Raw genomic sequence first — 20576 nt, 5'->3', positions numbered from 1 at the left:
CATGGGGAAAATAACAGGATTTATGGAGCACAAACGCCAAGATGAAGCGTATGAAGCACCTAAAAAGCGAATCAAAAACTATAAAGAATTTACCATTGCGCTCGAAACGGAGAAACTGCAAGAACAAGGCGCGCGTTGTATGGATTGCGGCATTCCGTTTTGCCACAGTGGTTGTCCGCTTGGAAATTTCATTCCCGATTTCAATGACAAAGTCTATCGTGGAAAATGGAAAGAAGCGGCTGAAATACTACACAAAACAAACAACTTTCCCGAATTTACAGGACGTTTATGTCCTGCACCATGTGAAGAAGCCTGTGTATTAGGCATCAACGAAGATCCGGTAAGCATTGAAAACATTGAAAAAAATATTGTGGAAACCGCTTTTGCGGAAGGCTGGATTGTGGCAAATCCACCAAAAATAAGAACGGGAAAATCAGTTGCCATCGTAGGTTCTGGACCTGCTGGTTTGGCAGCGGCACAACAACTCAATCGCGCTGGGCATTCAGTCACTGTTTTTGAGCGCGATGGAAAAGTGGGCGGATTATTGCGCTACGGAATTCCCGATTTCAAAATGGAAAAACAGGTTATTGATCGACGCGTGCAAGTGCTACAAGAAGAAGGAATTACTTTTAAAACAAATGCACACGTAGGCGTGAATGTAAACGCGAAGCAACTAGAAGAAGACTTTGACGCCATTGTACTCTGTGGCGGCGCAACCATTCGTAGAAAATTACCTATAGATGGAGCTGACGCTAAAGGCGTGTATCAGGCGATGGATTTCCTAAAGAAAAACAATCAATACGTAGCAGGTTTGCTAAATTTTGAGGAAATCATTTCGGCAAAAGACAAAAAAGTCATTGTCATTGGCGGTGGCGATACAGGTTCGGATTGTATTGGAACGAGCAATCGTCACGGCGCAACATCTGTGACAAATTTTGAAATATTGAGCAAACCAACGGTGGGACGACCTGCGCATCAACCGTGGCCATATTGGCCCATGAAACTCAAAGAAACCTCGTCGCATCAAGAAGGCGTGGAACGTTTTTTTAGTGTTGCAACCAAGAAATTTATCAGTGATATTGATGGAAATCTTACAGGATTAAAAACCGTACAAGTCGAATGGATTTACAAAGAAGGAGAACGCCCACAACTCAATGAAATTCCAAACACAGAAAAACTCTGGGAATGTGATATGGTCTTACTTGCGTTAGGATTTACAGGTGCTGAAAAAACTTTAGTTGAAGAATTTGACTTAGAAATGGATTTCAGAACCAACATCAAAGCGACGACTAAAAACTATGCGACTAACAAATCAGGTATTTTCGTGGCGGGCGATATGCGCAGAGGACAATCGCTTATCGTTTGGGCAATTTCCGAAGGTCGCCAAGCCGCACATCATGTGGATGCGTTCTTAATGGGAACTTCTAATTTGCCACTAAAGGATGAGAATGATTTGCCGCGAGTGTAGGCTGAAATAAGTATTTTCATTTATTTATGAAATAAAATTCTTATTTTTTATAGATATGTAATTTTAATAAAACTATCATGGCATTATCTAGTGGAGTTTATGATATTGAATTTGTTGGAAAGGATGAATCAAAAGGATTACTTTTTTTTAATCTATATTCTCCTTATGGAAGTTTTAGAATTATTTATTATTATGATAATACTTTTGATATTGATCCGAGACCTAATTCTGAATTGATATACTATGTAGGTTCGAGGTTATCTGATTTTCGTTCGGGTATTTTATCAGTACATGATTTGGGTTTTGTATTAAGTACAAATGATTCAGACTTATATTAAGATTAGTAACAAAAACCAATTCGACTTTGTAGACAATCTCCTGCAAAGACAGAAAAATCAACAACAATTTTCAACAAAACATTAGGAATCCAAAAAAACTTTTACAATATTTGATACAACAAATGAACAAACAAATACAAAATATCATTGTCAACAACATTATTGTGATTCAATCACTACGATGAGGAACGCGATGCTATTTTAACTATAAAATTTACAAAGCCTTCCTCAATCGGGAAGGCTTTATTTATTAGTGAAACTTTTGAAAGACGTCAATTCGAGTGTTTTTTGTCATATTGAGCGCAGTCGAAATAAACAAAAAATCTATCGAGAATAGTCTTTCAAAAAACGAAAACAAAACACTATAAACAAATGAACAAAATAATCAGCATCAGCATCATCGTCATCGTCATTATAATTATGAACTCCACTTGAGTTGATACGATGTGCTGTATAAAACAAAAGCCTGTATCAATTGCGATACAGGCTTTTTTAGTGAAACTCAGTTTTAAGAAATCCGAAGGATGCACTTAAAACTGTAAGTTGAACAAATCCCGCTGCAGAGCGGGATCTCATGAAACATTCTGAGGGTTTGAACAAGAAGCAGGAATATAAATTGATAATGTTTTTAAGAAATCCGAAGGATGCACTTAAAACTGTAAGTTGAACAAATCCCGCTGCAGAGCGGGATCTCATGAAACATTCTGAGGGTTTGAACAAGAAGCAGGAATATAAATTGATAATGTTTTTAAGAAATCCGAAGGATGCACTTAAAACTGCAAGTTGAACAAATCCCGCTGTAGAGCGGGATCTCATAATAAGAATATTAAAAGGCGAAATCAATATTCAGCTTTCATAAACAATAAAATATCAAACGTTGAGCATTGTATTTAGCAACAAATAAAATACTGAAAATCAGTAAATTAAATCAAAAAAATAACAATTGGTTTTAGGCGAAATTCTAAAACCGAATTCACAAAAGAATCACAATAAATTAAATTCGAATCATAATCACACTAACATGTATTATACAAAAGACAGCATCATTTACCACAACGGCGCATATATGCATCCTGAAAAGGCTTCAGGAAACCTGTACAGTCAAGCATTACACTACGGAAACGGTGTATTTGAAGGCATCCGCTCCTACAAAACAAAATTTGGCGCAAAAGTCTTCAAAGCTGCCGAACATTACGAACGTTTAAAATATGGCGCCCAAGTCATGGGAATTCCATGCGATTACACGGTAGATGAATTAGTAGACATCACCTACAATTTACTAGAAAAAAACAACCTGCAAGACGCCTACATTCGTCCAATATTGGTAACAGGAGCCAACATGAGCTTGCTAACTGCTGAAGAATCGTTTTTAACGATTCAATGTTGGGAATGGGGAAAATACATGGGCGACAAACTTCTAAAAGTAAAAACATCTCGTTTTCAACGACCAAACCCAAAATCGTGCTTTGTAGAAGCAAAAATTACAGGACATTATACAAACTCCATTCTATCCACAAATGAAGCTAAAAAAGCAGGCTATGACGAAGCATTATTGTTAGACATGAACGGAAATGTAGCAGAATGCTCTGGCGCCAACGTATTCATGGAAAAAGAGGGCAAACTCTATACGCCAAAACGCGGACACATCATGGCAGGAATTACACGTTCTACGATTATCGAAATCTGTAAAGAAGAAGGAATTCCGGTAGCAGAAACACACTTTACATTAGAGGAACTCAAACAAGCAGACAGCGCTTTCTTTACAGGAACGGCAGCAGAAGTTGTCGGATTAGCGTCGTTAGATGATTATACATTTCCACTTTCGTGGGAAGCGTCTCTCGGTTACAAGTTGATGCAACTCTACAAACAAGAAGTACTTTGTGAACGCTCTCAAAAACTATCAGAAGCGATATAACTATGAACAACCTAAATAAATATAGCAAAACAGTCACGCAAGATCCTACGCAACCTGCGGCACAAGCGATGCTACACGCGATCGGATTAACAAAAGAAGACTTTTTTAAACCCATCATCGGAATTGCCAGTACAGGATACGAAGGAAATCCGTGCAACATGCATTTGAACGATTTGGCAAAACTGGCAAAAGAAGGAACCAAAAATGAAGACATTGTCGGTCTCATATTTAACACAATTGGTGTGAGTGATGGTATTTCGATGGGAACACCTGGAATGCGTTACTCATTGCCGTCACGTGACATCATTGCCGATTCTATGGAAACGGTGGTGCAAGCCATGAGCTATGACGGATTAATTACGGTTGTTGGTTGTGATAAAAATATGCCTGGTGCACTCATGGCAATGATTCGCTTAAATCGCCCAAGTATTTTGGTCTATGGCGGAACCATTGATTCAGGTTGTCACAATGGAAAAAAACTTGATGTCGTTTCAGCTTTTGAAGCGTGGGGAAGTAAAGTAGCTGGCACGATGGACGAAACAGAATACCAAAACATTGTTGAAAAAGCATGTCCAGGTGCTGGCGCTTGTGGCGGAATGTACACGGCAAATACGATGGCTTCTGCCATAGAAGCATTAGGAATGACCTTGCCGTTCAATTCGTCAAATCCTGCGTTGAGTGATGCAAAAAAAGAAGAATCGGTTGCAGCTGGTGAAGCCATGCGCGTTTTACTAGAAAAAGACATCAAACCGTCCGATATCATTACAAGAAAATCACTAGAAAATGCAGTGCGATTGGTAACGATTCTCGGCGGATCTACAAACGCAGTATTACACTTTCTCGCCATAGCGAGAGCTGCACAAATAGACTTTACACTAGCAGACTTTCAAAAAATAAGTGACACTACGCCATTTCTAGCAGACTTAAAACCTAGCGGAAAATACTTAATGGAAGATGTGCATGCCGTTGGCGGAATTCCAGCAGTATTAAAATATCTTCTCAAAAAAGGATTATTACACGGCGATTGTATGACCGTAACTGGAAAAACCATCGCAGAAAACTTACTAGATGTAGAGGATTTAGCAGAAGGGCAAGATGTAATCAAACCTGTGGAAAACCCAATCAAAATCTCAGGACACTTACGCATGCTCTATGGAAACTTGGCAAGCGAAGGAAGTGTCGCAAAAATCACAGGAAAAGAAGGGTTAAAATTCATAGGAAAAGCCAAAGTATTTGAAGGCGAATACGAAGCCAATGACGGAATCCGAGACGGAAAAGTAGAAAAAGGCGATGTGGTCGTCATTCGGTATGAAGGACCAAAAGGCGGACCAGGGATGCCAGAAATGCTAAAACCAACTGCCGCAATCATGGGCGCAGGTTTAGGAAAAGATGTCGCACTCATTACGGATGGACGCTTTTCTGGAGGAACACATGGTTTTGTCGTCGGACACATCACACCAGAAGCACAAGAAGGCGGAACACTAGCATTGGTAAAAGATGGCGATATCATCACAATTGATGCAGAAACGAACACCATACGATTGGAAGTCTATGAAACAGAACTTCAAGAACGTAGAAAACAATGGAAAGCACCAGCACTCAAATTTGAACGCGGTGTATTATACAAATATGCAAAAACAGTTTCATCAGCTTCCAAAGGTTGTGTTACTGATGAATTCTAATAAGAACTCTTTTGTCATTCCTGCGTGCTCATTGAGAGAAGTCGAAATGAAAGCAGGAATCTAAAACATAAAAAATATGGAAACAAAAGCCATACAAACAACACAAGAAACACCACAACAAACAGAACGTCTCTCAGGAAGCGAAGCGATCATAAAATGCCTGTTGGCAGAAGGTGTAAAAACGCTATACGGGTATCCTGGCGGTGCCATTATGCCTGTGTATGACGAATTGTATAAGTACCAAGATCAAATTCATCATGTATTAACACGTCATGAGCAAGGAGCAACACATGCTGCGCAAGGTTATGCACGAATCTCTGGAAAAGTAGGTGTGGCAATTGCGACCTCAGGTCCAGGTGCCACCAACTTAATCACAGGAATTGCTGATGCACAAATTGATTCCACGCCGATGGTGTGCATCACAGGACAAGTGGGTTCACATTTGTTGGGAAGTGATGCGTTTCAAGAAACGGATATTGTCGGAATTTCTACGCCAGTAACCAAATGGAATCATCAAATTACGAAAGCTTCTGAAATTCCAGAAGTAATGGCAAAAGCCTTTTACATTGCCAAAAGCGGTCGTCCAGGACCAGTATTGATCGATATTACCAAAGATGCACAATTTGAAGAATTTGACTTTGCGTATGAAAAATGCACAGGAATCCGAAGTTACAAAGCTGTGCCTGAAACAGACGAGAATTCTTTAAAAGCTGCTGCAGATTTGATCAACAAAGCAAAAAAACCAATGGTAGTTTGGGGACAAGGTGTGATTTTAGGCAAAGCAGAACAAGAATTTAAAGCGTTTATTGAAAAAGCAGGAATTCCTGCTGCATGGACAATCTTAGGTGTTTCAGCGATTCCAACCGAACATCCGCTAAATGTCGGAATGGTAGGAATGCACGGAAATTATGCGCCAAATGTATTAACGAATGAATGTGATGTGTTGATTGCCATCGGAATGCGTTTCGATGATCGTGTTACAGGAAACTTAGCCACGTATGCAAAACAAGCAAAAGTAATTCACTTCGAAATTGATCCTGCGGAAGTAGATAAAAATGTAAAAACTGATGTTGCCGTTTTGGGTGATGCAAAAGCGAGTTTGGCTGCGGTTTTACCTTTCATCCAAGAGAAATCACATGATATTTGGAGACGTGCTTTTGACGATTTGTATGCGATTGAATATGAAAAAGTCATCAAAAACGACTTGCACCCTACAAAAGAAGGATTGACCATGGGCGAAGTGATGAAAGAAATTAATATACAAAGTAAAGGGGAAGCTGCGATTGTTTCAGACGTTGGTCAGCATCAAATGATTGCCTGTCGTTATGCAAACTTTACTCAGACAAAAAGTAACATTACTTCTGGCGGATTGGGAACGATGGGATTTGGCTTGCCAGCAGCAATTGGCGCAAAAATGGCAGCACCCGAACGTGAAGTTGTTTGTGTATGTGGCGATGGCGGTTACCAAATGACCATTCAAGAATTAGGAACCATCTTTCAGCAAAAAGCCGCCGTGAAAATTGTGGTGTTAAATAATGATTTCTTGGGAATGGTGCGTCAATGGCAACAATTGTTTTTTGACAAACGCTATGCGTCTACCGAAATGACAAATCCAGATTTTGTAGCGATCGCGAAAGGGTATTATTTAAACGCTCGACGTGTTACGAAGCGAGACGAATTAGCGGAAGCGGTACAAGAAATGATGGAAAGTAAAGAAGCGTACTTTTTAGAAGTATGTGTAGAAAAAGAAGACAACGTTTTTCCAATGATCCCAACAGGAGCATCGGTTTCAGACATAAGATTGAGTTAATATGGAACAAGAAAGCAAACAATTTACGGTTTCGGTATACACGGAAAATAACATCGGATTGTTGAACAGAATTTCAGCGATCTTTCAGCGAAGACATATCAATATTGAAAGCATTAACTCGTCGGTTTCTGAAATTGAAAACGTATCAAAATGGACTTTAGTGGTAAATCTCACGGAAGTGCAAATGAAGAAAATCATCGGGCAAATAGAAAAGCAAGTTGAGGTCATTAAAGCGTATTATCATACCGAAGATGAAATCATTTACCAAGAATCGTGTATTTTCAAAATGAAATCGGACTTGCTGTTTGAAGAACGACAAATTCAAAACATCATCAAAGACAGCAATGCGCGAATTGTTACGGTAAACAAACAATTCTTTGTCATTGAAAAATCAGGTCGCAAAGAAGAAATTGAACTTTTATACAGAGAACTCAGCGTGTTCGGCATCATGCAATTTACACGTTCAGGACGCATTGCGGTTTCCAAAGAAGAAATGAAAATATCGAAAATGTTGGAAGCAATTAATCATTAAAAAGGATTCAAGATGCTAGAGTCAAGACTCTAGACAGATTCCATATAAACATTGAAATAAAAAATAATAGAATAAAAAAAGTCTAGACTCTAGGTTTTAGAATCCAGACTCCAAAAAACAAAAAGTCATGTCAAATTACTTTAACACCTTACCATTACGAGCACAATTAGCACAATTAGGAAAATGTAGATTTATGGATGCTTCCGAATTCGGAGATGGCGTGAAAGCACTCAAAGACAAAAAAATAGTCATCGTCGGTTGCGGCGCTCAAGGACTAAATCAAGGATTAAATATGCGCGATTCTGGCTTGGATATTTCGTATGCATTACGCCAAGCAGCCATTGATGAAGAACGCAATTCATACCAAAACGCAACGTCGCACGGTTTCAAAGTAGGAACCTATAAACAACTCATTCCAACGGCAGATTTAGTCTTAAATTTGACGCCAGACAAACAACATACAAACGTTGTAAAATCTGTGATGCCTTTGATGAAAAAAGGAGCGACGTTGAGCTATTCACATGGTTTCAATATTGTGGAAGAAGGCACGAAAGTTCGTGAAGATATCACCGTAATCATGGTGGCGCCAAAATGTCCAGGAACGGAAGTTCGTGAAGAATACAAACGTGGTTTTGGAGTTCCGACGTTAATTGCGGTACATCCAGAAAACGATCCAGAAAACAAAGGTTGGGATCAAGCAAAAGCGTATGCAGTGGCGACGGGCGGACACAGAGCTGGTGTGTTGGAATCGTCGTTTATCGCAGAAGTAAAAAGCGATTTAATGGGCGAACAAACCATTTTGTGTGGCGTATTGCAAACAGGTTCTATTTTGGCTTTTGATAAAATGGTCGCAGATGGTGTTGATGCAAATTATGCAGCAAAACTCATTCAATTAGGTTGGGAAACCATCACGGAAGCCTTGAAACATGGCGGAATTACTAATATGATGGATCGCTTGTCTAATCCTGCAAAAATAAAAGCGTTTGGCTTGTCAGAACAACTCAAAAGTATTTTGAAGCCTTTGTTTGAAAAACACATGGACGATATTATTTCAGGACATTTTTCTGAAACGATGATGGAAGATTGGGCAAATGACGATAAAAACCTTTTAAAATGGCGTGAAGCAACGGGCGAAACGGCGTTTGAAAAAACAGCTTTGACTACGGATCATATTTCTGAACAAGAATACTTTGATCATGGAACTTTGTTGGTAGCTTTTGTAAAATCAGGTGTAGAATTGGCATTTGAAACGATGGTGAGCGCAGGAATTATAGAAGATTCAGCGTATTACGAATCGTTACACGAATTGCCATTAATCGCGAATACCATTGCTAGAAAAAAATTATTTGAAATGAACCGAGTAATCTCGGATACGGCAGAATACGGTTGTTATTTGTTTGATCATGCCGCAAAACCTTTGTTAAAACCCTTTATGGAAACAGTTAATACTTCTGTAATCGGGAAACCATTTGCAGCCTCAAATTCAGTTGATAATTTAGATTTAATCGCTGTAAATGATGCCATCAGAAATCACCCAATTGAAGCGGTTGGAAAGCGTTTACGTGCAGCGATGACAGCCATGAAAACAATAAAAACAACCGTTCAGAAAGATAAAGCTGTCGTGGCTTAGATGTAAGATGTTAGATACTAGTATTGAGTATTGAGACAAACTTGTTAGGCTGTTTTAAGTTTCAATACTGAATCCGTCAGTTCGAGTGATTTTCTGTCATTGAGCGTGTCGAAATAAAGAAAATAGTATCGAGAACAGCTATGAAACTATATATAAATTTAGAACAATCAAGCACTTCTCGATACAAAATTTTTTCAGAATTTCACTCGAAGTGACGCATACATATTTAAAGGTAAACGATAATTAATCAAACGTCAGTTCGAGTGGTTTTTATCAGATTGACATCATCAAGAAGATAAAAATTGTATCGAGAATAACTTTTGAAAAAATAATATAAAAAACACATTGTGCAATCAACCACTACAACATACGCTCCAACGTTAGCAGCGATTCAAAACGCTGCGAAAACACTCAAAGGCATTGCTTCGGTAACGCCTTTGAGTTATAATGATTACTACTCTAAGCAATACGATTGTAATGTCTATTTAAAGCGAGAAGATTTACAACAAGTCCGCTCGTACAAAATTCGCGGTGCGTATAACAAAATGGCATCTTTGACAAACACTCAGATTGAAAATGAAATTGTATGTGCAAGTGCCGGAAATCATGCGCAAGGTGTGGCATTATCGTGTAAATTATTGCAGATAAAAGGCACGATTTTTATGCCAACGCCAACACCAAATCAAAAAATTGAACAGGTCAATATGTTTGGTGAAGAATACGTGGAAGTGGTTTTAATAGGTGATACTTTTGATGATGCATATCATGCGGCAAGAGAACAATCAGAGCAACTCAACAAAACCTTTATTCATCCGTTTAATGATGAAAAAGTGATTGAAGGACAAGCTACGATCGGATTGGAAATTTTGAAGCAACTCGAAACTCCAATTGATTATGTATTTGTACCTGTTGGCGGCGGCGGCTTATCTGCAGGCTTATCTTCCGTGTTCAAAATGTTGTCTCCTACAACGAAAATTATGGGTGTAGAACCCAAAGGTGCGCCTTCTATGTCAACTTCTATCGAAAAACAACGAAATACTCGGTTGAAGAATATTGAAAACTTTGTGGACGGTGCTGCTGTCAAACGTGTAGGCGATTTGAATTTTGCGATCTGCAAAGAAAATTTACACCAAATGGTTACCGTTGATGAAGGCTATGTGTGTCAAACCATTTTAGATTTATACAATAAGCAAGCAATAGTTGTAGAACCTGCTGGAGTATTAAGTATATGTGCATTATCGCAATATGCTGATGAAATCAAAGGTAAAAATGTGGTGTGTGTCGTGAGTGGAAGCAACAACGACATTACGCGAACGGCTGAAATCAAAGAACGCGCGTTGCTTCATGCTAATTTAAAACATTACTTTATTATCAAATTTCCACAGCGTGCAGGTGCGTTACGCGAATTTGTAGTAGAGATTTTAGGTCCAACTGACGATATTACACACTTTGAATACACCAAAAAGACCAATCGTGAAAATGGTGCGGCCGTTGTAGGTTTGCAATTGCAACACGCTGAAGATTTAGATGCCTTAATTACGAAAATGAAATTGCGTAACTTCTATGGCGATTATCTAAACGATAAACCTGATTTATTTCAGTTTTTGGTGTAAAATCTTCATGACGCTGAAAATCTCGATTATCAAGTAAAATATCACAATACATTACTAAAAAGTGAGTGTTGACACAAAAAACTGAAATTCAAGTTATTAAACTTATTTTTTGAGTAAATTTATATCGAAAAAGAAGAAAATAAAAAAGCTAATGAGCATTCCCGAAAAGTATCAAATTACAGAAACCATTACACAAAATACCTATCTCGTTGATGGCGAATTGAAAAAGTGGACAGGACAAACCTCGGAAGTCTATTCCACGATTTCTTCTACGGAAGTATACCAAAAAACCTTGTTAGGAACCATTCCAACTTTAGGCGAAACGGAAGCTTTAGAAGCGTTAAACGCAGCAGTTTCCGCATATAACAAAGGACAAGGATTATGGCCAACCATGAAAGTGGTAGATCGAATTGCGTGTATGGAAAAGTTTGTAGAGCAAATGATAACCAAGCGCGATGAAGTAGTCAAATTGCTCATGTGGGAAATTGGTAAAAATTTAGCCGATTCTGAAAAAGAATTCGATAGAACTGTAGAATATATTTACGATACCATTGAAGATTATACACAAATGGATCGCAACAGTGCGAAGTTTGAAAAACACGGTGGCGTACATGCGCACATTCGTCGTGGACCGTTGGGCGTAGTTTTATGTCTTGGACCATATAATTATCCACTCAACGAAACGTTTGCCTTGTTGATTCCTGCGATTATCATGGGAAATACGACGATTTTTAAACCTGCAAAATTTGGCGTTTTATTATTGTCTCCGTTGTTGGAAGCGTTTCAAAATAGTTTCCCGAAAGGTGTGGTAAATATTATATACGGACGTGGAAGAACGGTCGCTTCTCCAATTATGAAAGATGGTCGTGTAGATGTGTTGGCGTTGATTGGAAATAGTAAATCTGCGAATGCGTTGCAAAGTGTACATCCAAAAAGTAACCGTTTGCGCATGGTGTTAGGGTTGGAAGCAAAAAATCCAGCGATTGTGTTGAAAGATGCCGATTTAGAGTTGGCAATCAGCGAATGTATTGCGGGAACGACTTCTTTTAACGGACAGCGTTGCACGGCATTGAAAGTATTGTATGTGCATGAAGCTATTATTGAAGAATTTAACAAGCGATTCTCAGAAAAAGTAGACGCATTAAAATTTGGAAATCCTTGGGAAGAAGGTGCCAAATTAACACCATTGCCAGAACCTGATAAACCAGCGTACATTCAAGAATTGATTGATGATGCGTTGGAAAAAGGCGCAAAAATCATTAATGAAAAAGGAGGAGAAATAACCGATAATTATATTTTTCCAGCTGTTTTATATCCTGTATCCAAAAACATGCGCGTGTATGAAGAAGAGCAATTTGGACCTGTAATTCCTGTGATTCCCTTTTCGGATATTGAACAACCATTGGACGATATGGCGGAATCAAATTATGGGCAGCAAGTGAGTTTGTTTGGCAAAGATGTTAAAACCTTAGCACCCTTAATTGATACCTTGGTGAATTTGGTATGTCGTGTAAATTTGAACAGTTCGTGTCAACGTGGACCAGACGTATATCCATTTACGGGACGAAAAGATTCTGCGGTTGCAACATTAAGCGTGCATGATGCGTTACGTTCGTTTTCTATCAGAACCTTTGTCGCTTCCAAAGACAATGACTATAACAATGCTATTTTAAACGAATTATTACAGACAAGAGCTTCTAATTTTGTGAATACGGATTATATTATTTGAATTTTGATGTTTGTGCGCGTTTTAAAATCGCACAAGCTAAGCAGTCTTTCCCTTAAACGGCGAATGCTCTTTAAAATCTTTAATTTTAATATTCTTGATAAAAGGTTGAATCAAACTGTTTAGCAAAGGTCTTTTGTGACGACAATAACAGGTCAAATCTTGTGGTTTGGCGCCGAGTGTGCTTTTTATTTCGGAAGCGGTTCTGCCTAAGTTGATGCGTTTTGCTTCATGCAAAATACCCAAACGGACATAATCGTTTAAGATTCTTGGGTAAATGGCGTAGTTTTTATTCAAATCATAATTTAAACCAATAAAATGCGCGTCGAGATTGTCTCCATTGCGCATGGCAGATAAGAATCCGACAAGTTTTTCATCCAAAAAATAACCTTTTACAATAAACTGATCACCAAAGGTTTTTTTGAGTAAAATATAGGTGTCCAAATCCAACACTTGTGCATTGAAATTGGCATTGGCAATCGTGTTTTCATACAAGGCTTGCAATTCACTTTTGTAGTGATCAATTTCTTGATAGGTAAATTCTTTGACGGTAAGCGCATCACTTTTGCTATCGGCTTTGTTCGCTTTAACTCTGTACTTCGATTTCAAAGCATCTTTATAATCGTCAAAAGAGGTCCATTCAGGATTGAGTGTAATGATCATGTTGGGCTCCACTTTCATGGGAACATAGCCATAATCTTTCAATTGATCGGTAAGTTTTAGTGATGTTTCTTTAAAATCTTTCACAAAAACGCCGTGCAGTCTTTTGGTATCTTTCATCACGGTTTTCAACGCTGCTACCAATTCGTGAAAAAGCGCGTTTGTGTCTTCATCTTTCTTGATAAACGTTCCGTATTCGCCACTCAAAAAAATATTTCCACAGAACATAATTTTGAGCGAACTGTTGCAAAATAAACGATGGATGACACTTTTGAGTCGCTCCGAAATTTTAATATTTTGCGTAATGGTTTCTATGGGAATCGTCACAACTTGTGTGGAAGCAAAAGCAACGGCTTCCTTTTGAGCGTTCACAATGACAATGTATCGAAATACAATATCGTCGTTGGCTAGTTCGTACGTACGTAAAAACTCGGGCGTATAATAGGTGTTTGTACCACAACCTAATTGTTCCCAATACTCAGAAGGAATATCGTTGATAGTATTATAAAAAATGGGCGATGCATAACTCATCTACGTGCTTTCTTTGTGTTTAGGGTAACCAAATAAACGCCAGCAAAGATCAAAACTGCAGCAACAATTTTAACCAAATCTAGTGAATCACTACCTACAATAACGGCAAAAATTCCTGCAATGACAGGCTGCAAGTACAAAAATGTGGTTACGGTAGAAGCTTTTAATTCGCGCAATGCTAGTGGGTTTAGTAGATATGTCGCAAAAGTAGCCCCAACAATTACAAATCCGGCTTCAAAAAATATGTAAGGCGAAAATGTGGACCAATCTACCGCACTTAATTGTGAATACCCAAACGGCAATACCAAAATGGTTCCAAACAAAAACAACCATTTGATAAAAGTCATCGGATGGTATTTGTAGGTGAGTTTTTTAATGATAATGATGTAAATACTATACGAAACGGCATTGATAAATACAAGGAAATTTCCCAATGGAATATTGGTTGAATCTGCTGTTGCTTTACCGTACATACTAAGCACAACCGCGCCCGAAAGTCCTAACACAATTCCAATGATTTTGGTGGGAATTACTTTTTCCTTTAGAAAAATAGCAGACAAGATCAATACGATAATTGGCACCACCACCATAATGACGGAAGCGTGAATCGGCGTAGTATATTCAAAACCTTTGAAAAAGCACAACATATTGATGGCAATTCCGAAAACGGCGCCTAAAAAGAACGTTCTATAATCCTTGGGTTCAATTTTTTCTTTTGGTCCCCAAAAACTGAACAACCAAAACAACAATCCTGCGCCTGCGACGCGCAATAAGATAAATCCGAAGGGTTTTATGTAGCCACCTTTTATGACATCGGAAGCAAATGTGAATGTGACTCCATAAAAAACTTGCACCATAAAGGCAGCAACAAAGGCAAACGCTTTTTTAGATAGCATTAGGCAAGTGCTTCTTTAGCTGCAGCGACGGTTTTGGCAGTATTTCCAATAAAAATTTGATCATCTACCAATAGTACAGGACGCTTTAAAAAGGTATAATGCTCTAAAATATATTTTTTATAATCGTCTTCTGTTAGGTTTTGATTTTTTAAATCTTTTTCTCGGTACAAGCGCGCACGTTTGCTAAACAACGCTTCATAACTTCCTGAAAGTGTTTGCATTTCTTCCAGTTGTTCCGCTGTCATCGCTTCTGTTTTAATGTCTTGAAGCACAACATCGTCTGATAGTTGTAACTCTTTTAGAATGCGTTGGCAAGTGTTGCACGTGCTTAAATGATATATTTTTTTCACGGGATTCAGATTTTAAAAAGAGGTTTGTTTAGTATAACTTTTGCAAAGAAAATTCATTTCTGATAAAAAAGAGTAATTTTAATGCGAATTCTATCGTAGAAATTCAAAATACAGCTTTTAACTACACTTCAACAAGTGTTTTTTTATAGAAAAAATCATAGGAAACTGACGCGTGTATCTTTAACATATTTTTTAGAAAGTATCTATAATTTACCACGACTCATAACACCTAAAAAAAATCTAATTTGCTGTATATTTACCAGCTACAAATGAAAAACTGAATGGAAAGCCATAAAACGCTCACATATATACAAAATGTATTACATAATATACCTTCTGATTGGACGCGACTCACAACGCATCGATTGGATATTTACCACGAAAAACTCGCTAAAGTTGAATTTTTAGAGGAATTTGAAAATTTATATTTGGCAAATGATTTTTCAGCACATACACTGAATGAATTGCCAACGGCGTACGATTATATTCGTTTAGGTCATCCATTGTCGTGTGTGTTGGAATGGACAATTGCAAAGTTGAACAATCTCAAACCCGAAAACATCATTAGCTTTCAATCGGATACAATTCCTGTATTGGCAATTTTGAGAAAAAACTTGCTGTCAAACACAAAAACACGAATTATTTACACGGACGAACTGCCCACAGGATTTGATGTGGAAACCATCAAACATGTGTATGGTTATCGTTTTGAACTTGAAAAAGTAGCAACGCTTACAGGTATTTCTGCGTTTGACGGAAGTACCGTTTTAGTAACTTCACAAGATCAATTTAAATCGGTTAACTTTACTGTAAATATTGACTTTATCGTAAAAATACATGATACTTTAGGAAGTGTGCTGATTGCAAACAATGAACAGGACGAAAGTTACCTTTCTGAAATTCAGCATGTGCGCAGACGTGAAACAGTTGCGATAACGCCAGCCAATTGTTTAGTTGCACTGAAAGAAATTATCGGCGAGTCTTCTAACGAAAGTTTACATACTTTAGAAGCTGATAAAAAATTAGTCACGGATACGATTAGAGAAATCACAGATGTACAGACGAAAGCCTTAGTGGGTTCTAGCGGATTGTCTATTCAATATGCCATTATGATGGGATTGATTGATGATGCGTTGGAAAACCATCCAGGAAAAGACATAAAATTCATTGTGCCAACCAATTGTTATGGCGGTACCAACGATCAAGCAAGACGTGTAGCAGCTTGCATTGATAATGTTGCGATTGTCGATTTGCTCGTAGATGGAAATAATGAGATGGTGAAAAGTCTCAATACAGTTTTGGACGAAGTGGCAGCAGATGATGCTATTCCGTATATCATTGCAGAAATTCCAACAAATCCACGTTTGGAAGTTCCCGATTTGGAAGCTTTGCAAGCAACATTAGATAAAAAACGAACAACAGCTTCGGGCACAACTGCCGTAGCACCTGTATTTATTTTAGATCAAACGTTTTGTCCAAATTTACATTTTTTAAGCGAAGGAAATACATTATCAACCGTTCGTTCTATTGCTTATATGAGCGGATCTAAATTTCCAAGTGGTGGTTTGTGTACGGCAGGATACTGTATTGGAAATGAAAAAGCAGCGACGTTGTTTGACAAAATAGAAAAACACTTATTGCTTTGCGATAACGAGGCAACTCCATTACAATATAAAATTTTAGCGCAGCAAATGCCTTCTATGATTCAGCGCATTGCAGATGCATATAAAAACACACGCGAATTTGTCAATTTTATTGAAGAAATCTTACCAACAGCAAACATCAATTTCGTGTCTGAAGAGTTGGCAGCAGAAGGATTTACACCTTCGGTATTTTCATTAGACCTTCCGACGAAAGGCGAAACAGAAGAAGAAAGAGAAGCATACAAACGAAAATTGAATCACAAACTCATCCACATGATGATTACCGAAATTCCAAATGAAAGTAAGTATTGTGTGAGTTACGGACAACTAAAAGGCTGTTATTGGACGATTCCCGCAACATCTACACAAGGAACGACAAAAGAAGGTGACAAAGATTATATTGCTCGTGTAGCATTATCTCCAAACATGGATTTGGAACGACACAAACAAGTTTTTTCGGATTTTGTAAATGATATATGATAGATAACTTTGCTGCTAGCTAGCGCGAGTTTCAAACTCGCGCTAACGGCTAAAAGTTGTTTTGTTTAACTTTTTTTATTAAATTGTAAACAAAAAAGAGTTATGAAAATCAATGCAATGTTTTTATTAGGCCTTACGACGCTAATACTTATCACTGTGACTATTTTTGCCACCATGAATATGCCTTTTGGTCTTGTATTTTTCTTGGTTGTACTTGGTCAAGGACTTTTAATTTTTACAGTATACAAAGTCTTAACAGATGATTATACTACGGATAAAACTTTCGAAGATTTTTATGAAGACCGTCCAGATTTGGGAAGTAATTATAGATAGCTAGCACAAGGCTGAGACTTGCGCTAACAGAATGCTAAAAAATTATTTTACTTCTTCTAGCATCACATAAAAATTAGGATTTAGCTCTACGGTTGCAACTTCGGCAGAAAGTTTCTTTGTTTGCCATTCGGTTGTTGGTGAAAGCCATTCTAGTTTGTTATTCAGTGCCAATTGTACCTTCATGTCAAAATGATCAACTACATTTTCCCAACGATATACAAATTGGTTATCTTTTCTTTTGTAGCGCAATACAGGAATTTTTGTTGTTCGTAAATATTGATCGAATACTTTTGATAAGTTGATGCCTGATTTTTCACTAATGTAATCTTCAATCTGTTGTGTGGTCACTGTTTGATGGTAAAAATCTTTGTTTAAACCTCGCAAAATACTGCGCCATGTCGAATCATCTCGAACCAGTTGACGAATGGTGTGCAACATGTTGGAGCCTTTATAATACATATCGCCCGAACCTTCATGATTTACATTGTACATTCCAATAATCGGTCGGTCGTTGGCAATGCTTCTGCGTGTTCCAATTACATATTCTGCACTTGCTTCTTTCCCATAAAAATAATCTAAAAATAAATTTTCAGAATACGCCGTAAAACTTTCGTGAATCCACATATCGGCAATGTCAATATTGGTAATATTATTGGCAAACCATTCGTGTCCTGATTCATGCACAATGATAAAATCGAACTTCATTCCCCAACCTGTGCGGCTTAAATCGAAACCTCTGTAGCCGTTTTTATAGCCATTTCCATACGTGACTGAACTTTGGTGTTCCATGCCCAAATACGGCGCTTCCACGAGTTTGTAACTGTCTTCATAAAACGGATACGGTCCAAACCAATGTTCAAACGCTTCCATAGTACGCGCGGCATCTTTAAATTGCACTTTCGCTTTCTCTAAATTATCGCGCAGTACATAATAATCCATGTCTAGCATGCCATTTTCGCCTTTATATTTTTCACCAAAATGTACATAATCGCCAATATTAATATTCACGCCATAATTATTAATTGGATTTAACACATTCCAATGATAGGTTTTCGTGTCATCTTTCTTTTCGTCCACGCCAATCAAGCGTCCGTTAGACACATTCATTAAGTTTTTAGGAACATTCACGCTAATTTTCATGCTGTCTACTTCATCGTACATGTGATCTTTGCACGGCCACCAAACACTTGCACCCAATCCTTGACAGGAAGAAGCAACAAACGGCAATCCGTTAGCGTCTTTGGACCACGTAATGCCGCCGTCCCATGGTGGTCTTTTGGCAACTTTTGGTTTTCCTTCGTAAAAAACTTCGACGCTATATACTTTTCCTAATTCTTGTTTTTTATCTAGATAAATAAAATGCGCATTTCCATCATGCCTAATTTGCAATTCTACACCATCTTGCATTGCTTTCGTCAGTTGTAGTGGCGGTTGCAAATCAACTTGAAGCGTTTTTTGCCCTTTTTTTACTACCTTATACTGAATCGTGTTGCTTCCTGAAATAGTTCTCTCGGTTGGATCGACTTTAATGTCTAGATGATAGTGTGTTAAATCCCACCAGGCACGTTCGGGCGTAATAGAGCCACGCAAGGTATCTTGTTTTGTAAAATTTTGAGAAAATGCTTGTGTACTCAATAAAACAAACGTGAACAGGAGAAAAATAGCGAAGTTGTTATTTTTATGCGTCATTTTAATAAAAAAGTTAAGTATCGTTAAAGGTACATCTATAATCTGAAAACTTATAAATGAAAAGTTAAATTTGTAGCACAGACACCAAACTTATGAAATTCAATACCAAAACTATTCACGGCGGACAAGAACCAGACAAAGCCTATGGCAGTGTGATGCCGCCGATATATCAAACATCCACTTTTGCACAAAGTACACCTGGCGGACACAAAGGTTATGAGTACGGACGCACGCACAATCCGACTCGAAATGCACTTGAAAACGCCTTTGCAAGTTTGGAAAACGGAACGCACGGACTCGCTTTTGGTTCGGGTTTGGCGGCGATTGATGCTGTAATGAAATTATTAAAATCGGGTGATGAGGTGATTTCTACGAATGATTTGTACGGCGGAACCTATCGTTTGTTTACTAAAATTTTTGAAGCGTTTGGGATCAAATTTCATTTTGTTGGCATGGAAAATGCGGCGGGTATTGAATCGTATATTAACGAAAACACCAAACTAATTTGGATTGAAACGCCTACCAATCCGATGATGAATATTATTGATATTGAAGCGACTTCTGCTATTGCGAAAAAGCACAATTTATTAGTAGCGGTAGACAATACGTTTGCCACGCCATATTTACAACGCCCATTAGATTTAGGAGCTGATATTGTGATGCATTCTGTTACCAAATACATTGGCGGACACAGTGATTTAATTATGGGCGCGTTAATTGTAAAAGACAAAGCACTTGCGGATCGATTGTATTTCATTCAAAATGCGAGTGGCGCTATTTGTGGACCAATGGACAGTTTTTTAGCATTACGAGGTATTAAAACCTTGCATGTGCGCATGCAAAGACATTGTGAAAATGGAAAAGCAATTGCGGAATATTTAGCAAAGCATCCGAAAATTTCAACAGTGTATTGGCCAGGATTTGAAACACATCCGAATCATGAAATTGCCAAAAAGCAAATGGATGATTTTGGGGGAATGATTTCTTTTGTCACCAAAGGAAACGATTACGATCAGGCAATTAGAATTATAGAAAATTTACAAGTGTTCACTTTGGCAGAATCGTTAGGTGGTGTAGAGTCGTTGGCAGGTCATCCCGCAAGTATGACGCATGCAAGTATTCCGAAAGAGGAACGCGAAAAAACAGGTGTGGTCGATTCACTCATTCGCCTAAGCGTTGGCATTGAAGATGTAGATGATCTTATTGCAGATTTGGCGCAAGCACTTTCAAAATAAAAAAATAGGCACATAAAAAAACACCATTCTCGACAGAATGGCGTT

16 protein-coding genes are annotated in these 20576 nt (G+C 38.1%); 12 read left to right on the top strand and 4 right to left on the bottom strand.

Annotation, left to right across the window (positions count from 1 at the left end):
- The first annotated feature begins 1 nt into the window (after position 1).
- From KORDIASMS9_RS04365 to KORDIASMS9_RS04325, 9 genes are all read left to right on the top strand, one after another.
- Positions 2-1468 (top strand): glutamate synthase subunit beta, encoded by a 1467-nt coding sequence (locus KORDIASMS9_RS04365; protein ID WP_114901671.1) that lies wholly within the window; start codon positions 2-4, stop codon positions 1466-1468.
- 77 nt (positions 1469-1545) lie between these two features.
- On the top strand, positions 1546-1806 hold the full coding sequence (locus tag KORDIASMS9_RS04360) for a hypothetical protein (RefSeq protein ID WP_114901670.1): 261 nt from the start codon (positions 1546-1548) through the stop codon (positions 1804-1806).
- Between the two features lie 1021 nt (positions 1807-2827).
- Positions 2828-3721 (top strand): branched-chain amino acid transaminase, encoded by an 894-nt coding sequence (locus KORDIASMS9_RS04355; protein WP_114901669.1) that lies wholly within the window; start codon positions 2828-2830, stop codon positions 3719-3721.
- Positions 3722-3723: 2 nt separating this feature from the next.
- The gene (ilvD, locus tag KORDIASMS9_RS04350; RefSeq protein ID WP_114901668.1) at positions 3724-5403 is read left to right on the top strand and encodes a dihydroxy-acid dehydratase; all 1680 of its coding nucleotides are present in this window, start codon (positions 3724-3726) and stop codon (positions 5401-5403) included.
- Between the two features lie 76 nt (positions 5404-5479).
- On the top strand, positions 5480-7213 hold the full coding sequence (gene ilvB, locus KORDIASMS9_RS04345) for a biosynthetic-type acetolactate synthase large subunit (RefSeq protein WP_114901667.1): 1734 nt from the start codon (positions 5480-5482) through the stop codon (positions 7211-7213).
- Position 7214: 1 nt separating this feature from the next.
- Positions 7215-7745 carry an acetolactate synthase small subunit gene (ilvN, locus tag KORDIASMS9_RS04340; protein WP_114901666.1) on the top strand — a complete coding sequence of 177 codons (531 nt, stop codon included), beginning with the start codon at positions 7215-7217 and terminating at the stop codon, positions 7743-7745.
- A gap of 127 nt (positions 7746-7872) precedes the next feature.
- On the top strand, positions 7873-9375 hold the full coding sequence (gene ilvC, locus KORDIASMS9_RS04335) for a ketol-acid reductoisomerase (protein WP_114901665.1): 1503 nt from the start codon (positions 7873-7875) through the stop codon (positions 9373-9375).
- Between the two features lie 347 nt (positions 9376-9722).
- A complete protein-coding gene (ilvA, locus tag KORDIASMS9_RS04330; protein ID WP_114901664.1) occupies positions 9723-10988 on the top strand; it encodes a threonine ammonia-lyase IlvA in 1266 nt (421 codons plus the stop codon).
- 151 nt (positions 10989-11139) lie between these two features.
- Entirely contained in the window at positions 11140-12717 is a 1578-nt protein-coding gene (locus KORDIASMS9_RS04325) for an NADP-dependent glyceraldehyde-3-phosphate dehydrogenase (RefSeq protein WP_114901663.1), read from the top strand.
- Positions 12718-12753: 36 nt separating this feature from the next.
- On the opposite strand, the gene KORDIASMS9_RS04320 is transcribed toward KORDIASMS9_RS04325, so the two are convergent.
- The 3 genes from KORDIASMS9_RS04320 to KORDIASMS9_RS04310 are packed head-to-tail and all read right to left on the bottom strand — an operon-like array spanning position 12754 to position 15151.
- Positions 12754-13905: a peptidogalycan biosysnthesis protein gene (locus KORDIASMS9_RS04320; protein WP_114901662.1), complete on the bottom strand. Its 1152-nt coding sequence runs from the start codon at positions 13903-13905 to the stop codon at positions 12754-12756.
- Positions 13902-14801: a DMT family transporter gene (locus KORDIASMS9_RS04315; RefSeq protein WP_114901661.1), complete on the bottom strand. Its 900-nt coding sequence runs from the start codon at positions 14799-14801 to the stop codon at positions 13902-13904. The genes KORDIASMS9_RS04320 and KORDIASMS9_RS04315 overlap by 4 nt, the downstream gene beginning before the upstream one ends.
- Positions 14801-15151 carry an arsenate reductase family protein gene (locus KORDIASMS9_RS04310; RefSeq protein ID WP_114901660.1) on the bottom strand — a complete coding sequence of 117 codons (351 nt, stop codon included), beginning with the start codon at positions 15149-15151 and terminating at the stop codon, positions 14801-14803. The genes KORDIASMS9_RS04315 and KORDIASMS9_RS04310 overlap by 1 nt, the downstream gene beginning before the upstream one ends.
- Positions 15152-15432: 281 nt before the next feature.
- On the opposite strand from KORDIASMS9_RS04310, the gene KORDIASMS9_RS04305 reads away from it, so the two are divergent.
- Both KORDIASMS9_RS04305 and KORDIASMS9_RS04300 read left to right on the top strand, forming a co-directional pair.
- Positions 15433-17274, top strand: a complete 1842-nt coding sequence (locus KORDIASMS9_RS04305) for a PLP-dependent transferase (RefSeq protein WP_114901659.1) — start codon at positions 15433-15435, stop codon at positions 17272-17274.
- Positions 17275-17376: 102 nt separating this feature from the next.
- The gene (locus KORDIASMS9_RS04300; protein ID WP_114901658.1) at positions 17377-17607 is read left to right on the top strand and encodes a hypothetical protein; all 231 of its coding nucleotides are present in this window, start codon (positions 17377-17379) and stop codon (positions 17605-17607) included.
- Positions 17608-17649: 42 nt separating this feature from the next.
- Here the strand turns inward: KORDIASMS9_RS04300 and KORDIASMS9_RS04295 are convergent, their stop codons facing one another.
- On the bottom strand, positions 17650-19296 hold the full coding sequence (locus KORDIASMS9_RS04295) for a M1 family metallopeptidase (RefSeq protein WP_114901657.1): 1647 nt from the start codon (positions 19294-19296) through the stop codon (positions 17650-17652).
- 92 nt (positions 19297-19388) lie between these two features.
- Here KORDIASMS9_RS04295 and KORDIASMS9_RS04290 point away from each other — a divergent pair, with 92 nt between their 5' ends.
- A complete protein-coding gene (locus KORDIASMS9_RS04290; RefSeq protein ID WP_114901656.1) occupies positions 19389-20531 on the top strand; it encodes a cystathionine gamma-synthase in 1143 nt (380 codons plus the stop codon).
- Positions 20532-20576 lie beyond the last annotated feature (45 nt).

The sequence above is a fragment of the Kordia sp. SMS9 genome (assembly GCF_003352465.1).
Taxonomy (GTDB): Bacteria; Bacteroidota; Bacteroidia; order Flavobacteriales; family Flavobacteriaceae; genus Kordia.
This window is presented reverse-complemented; position numbering and strand designations above follow the sequence as displayed.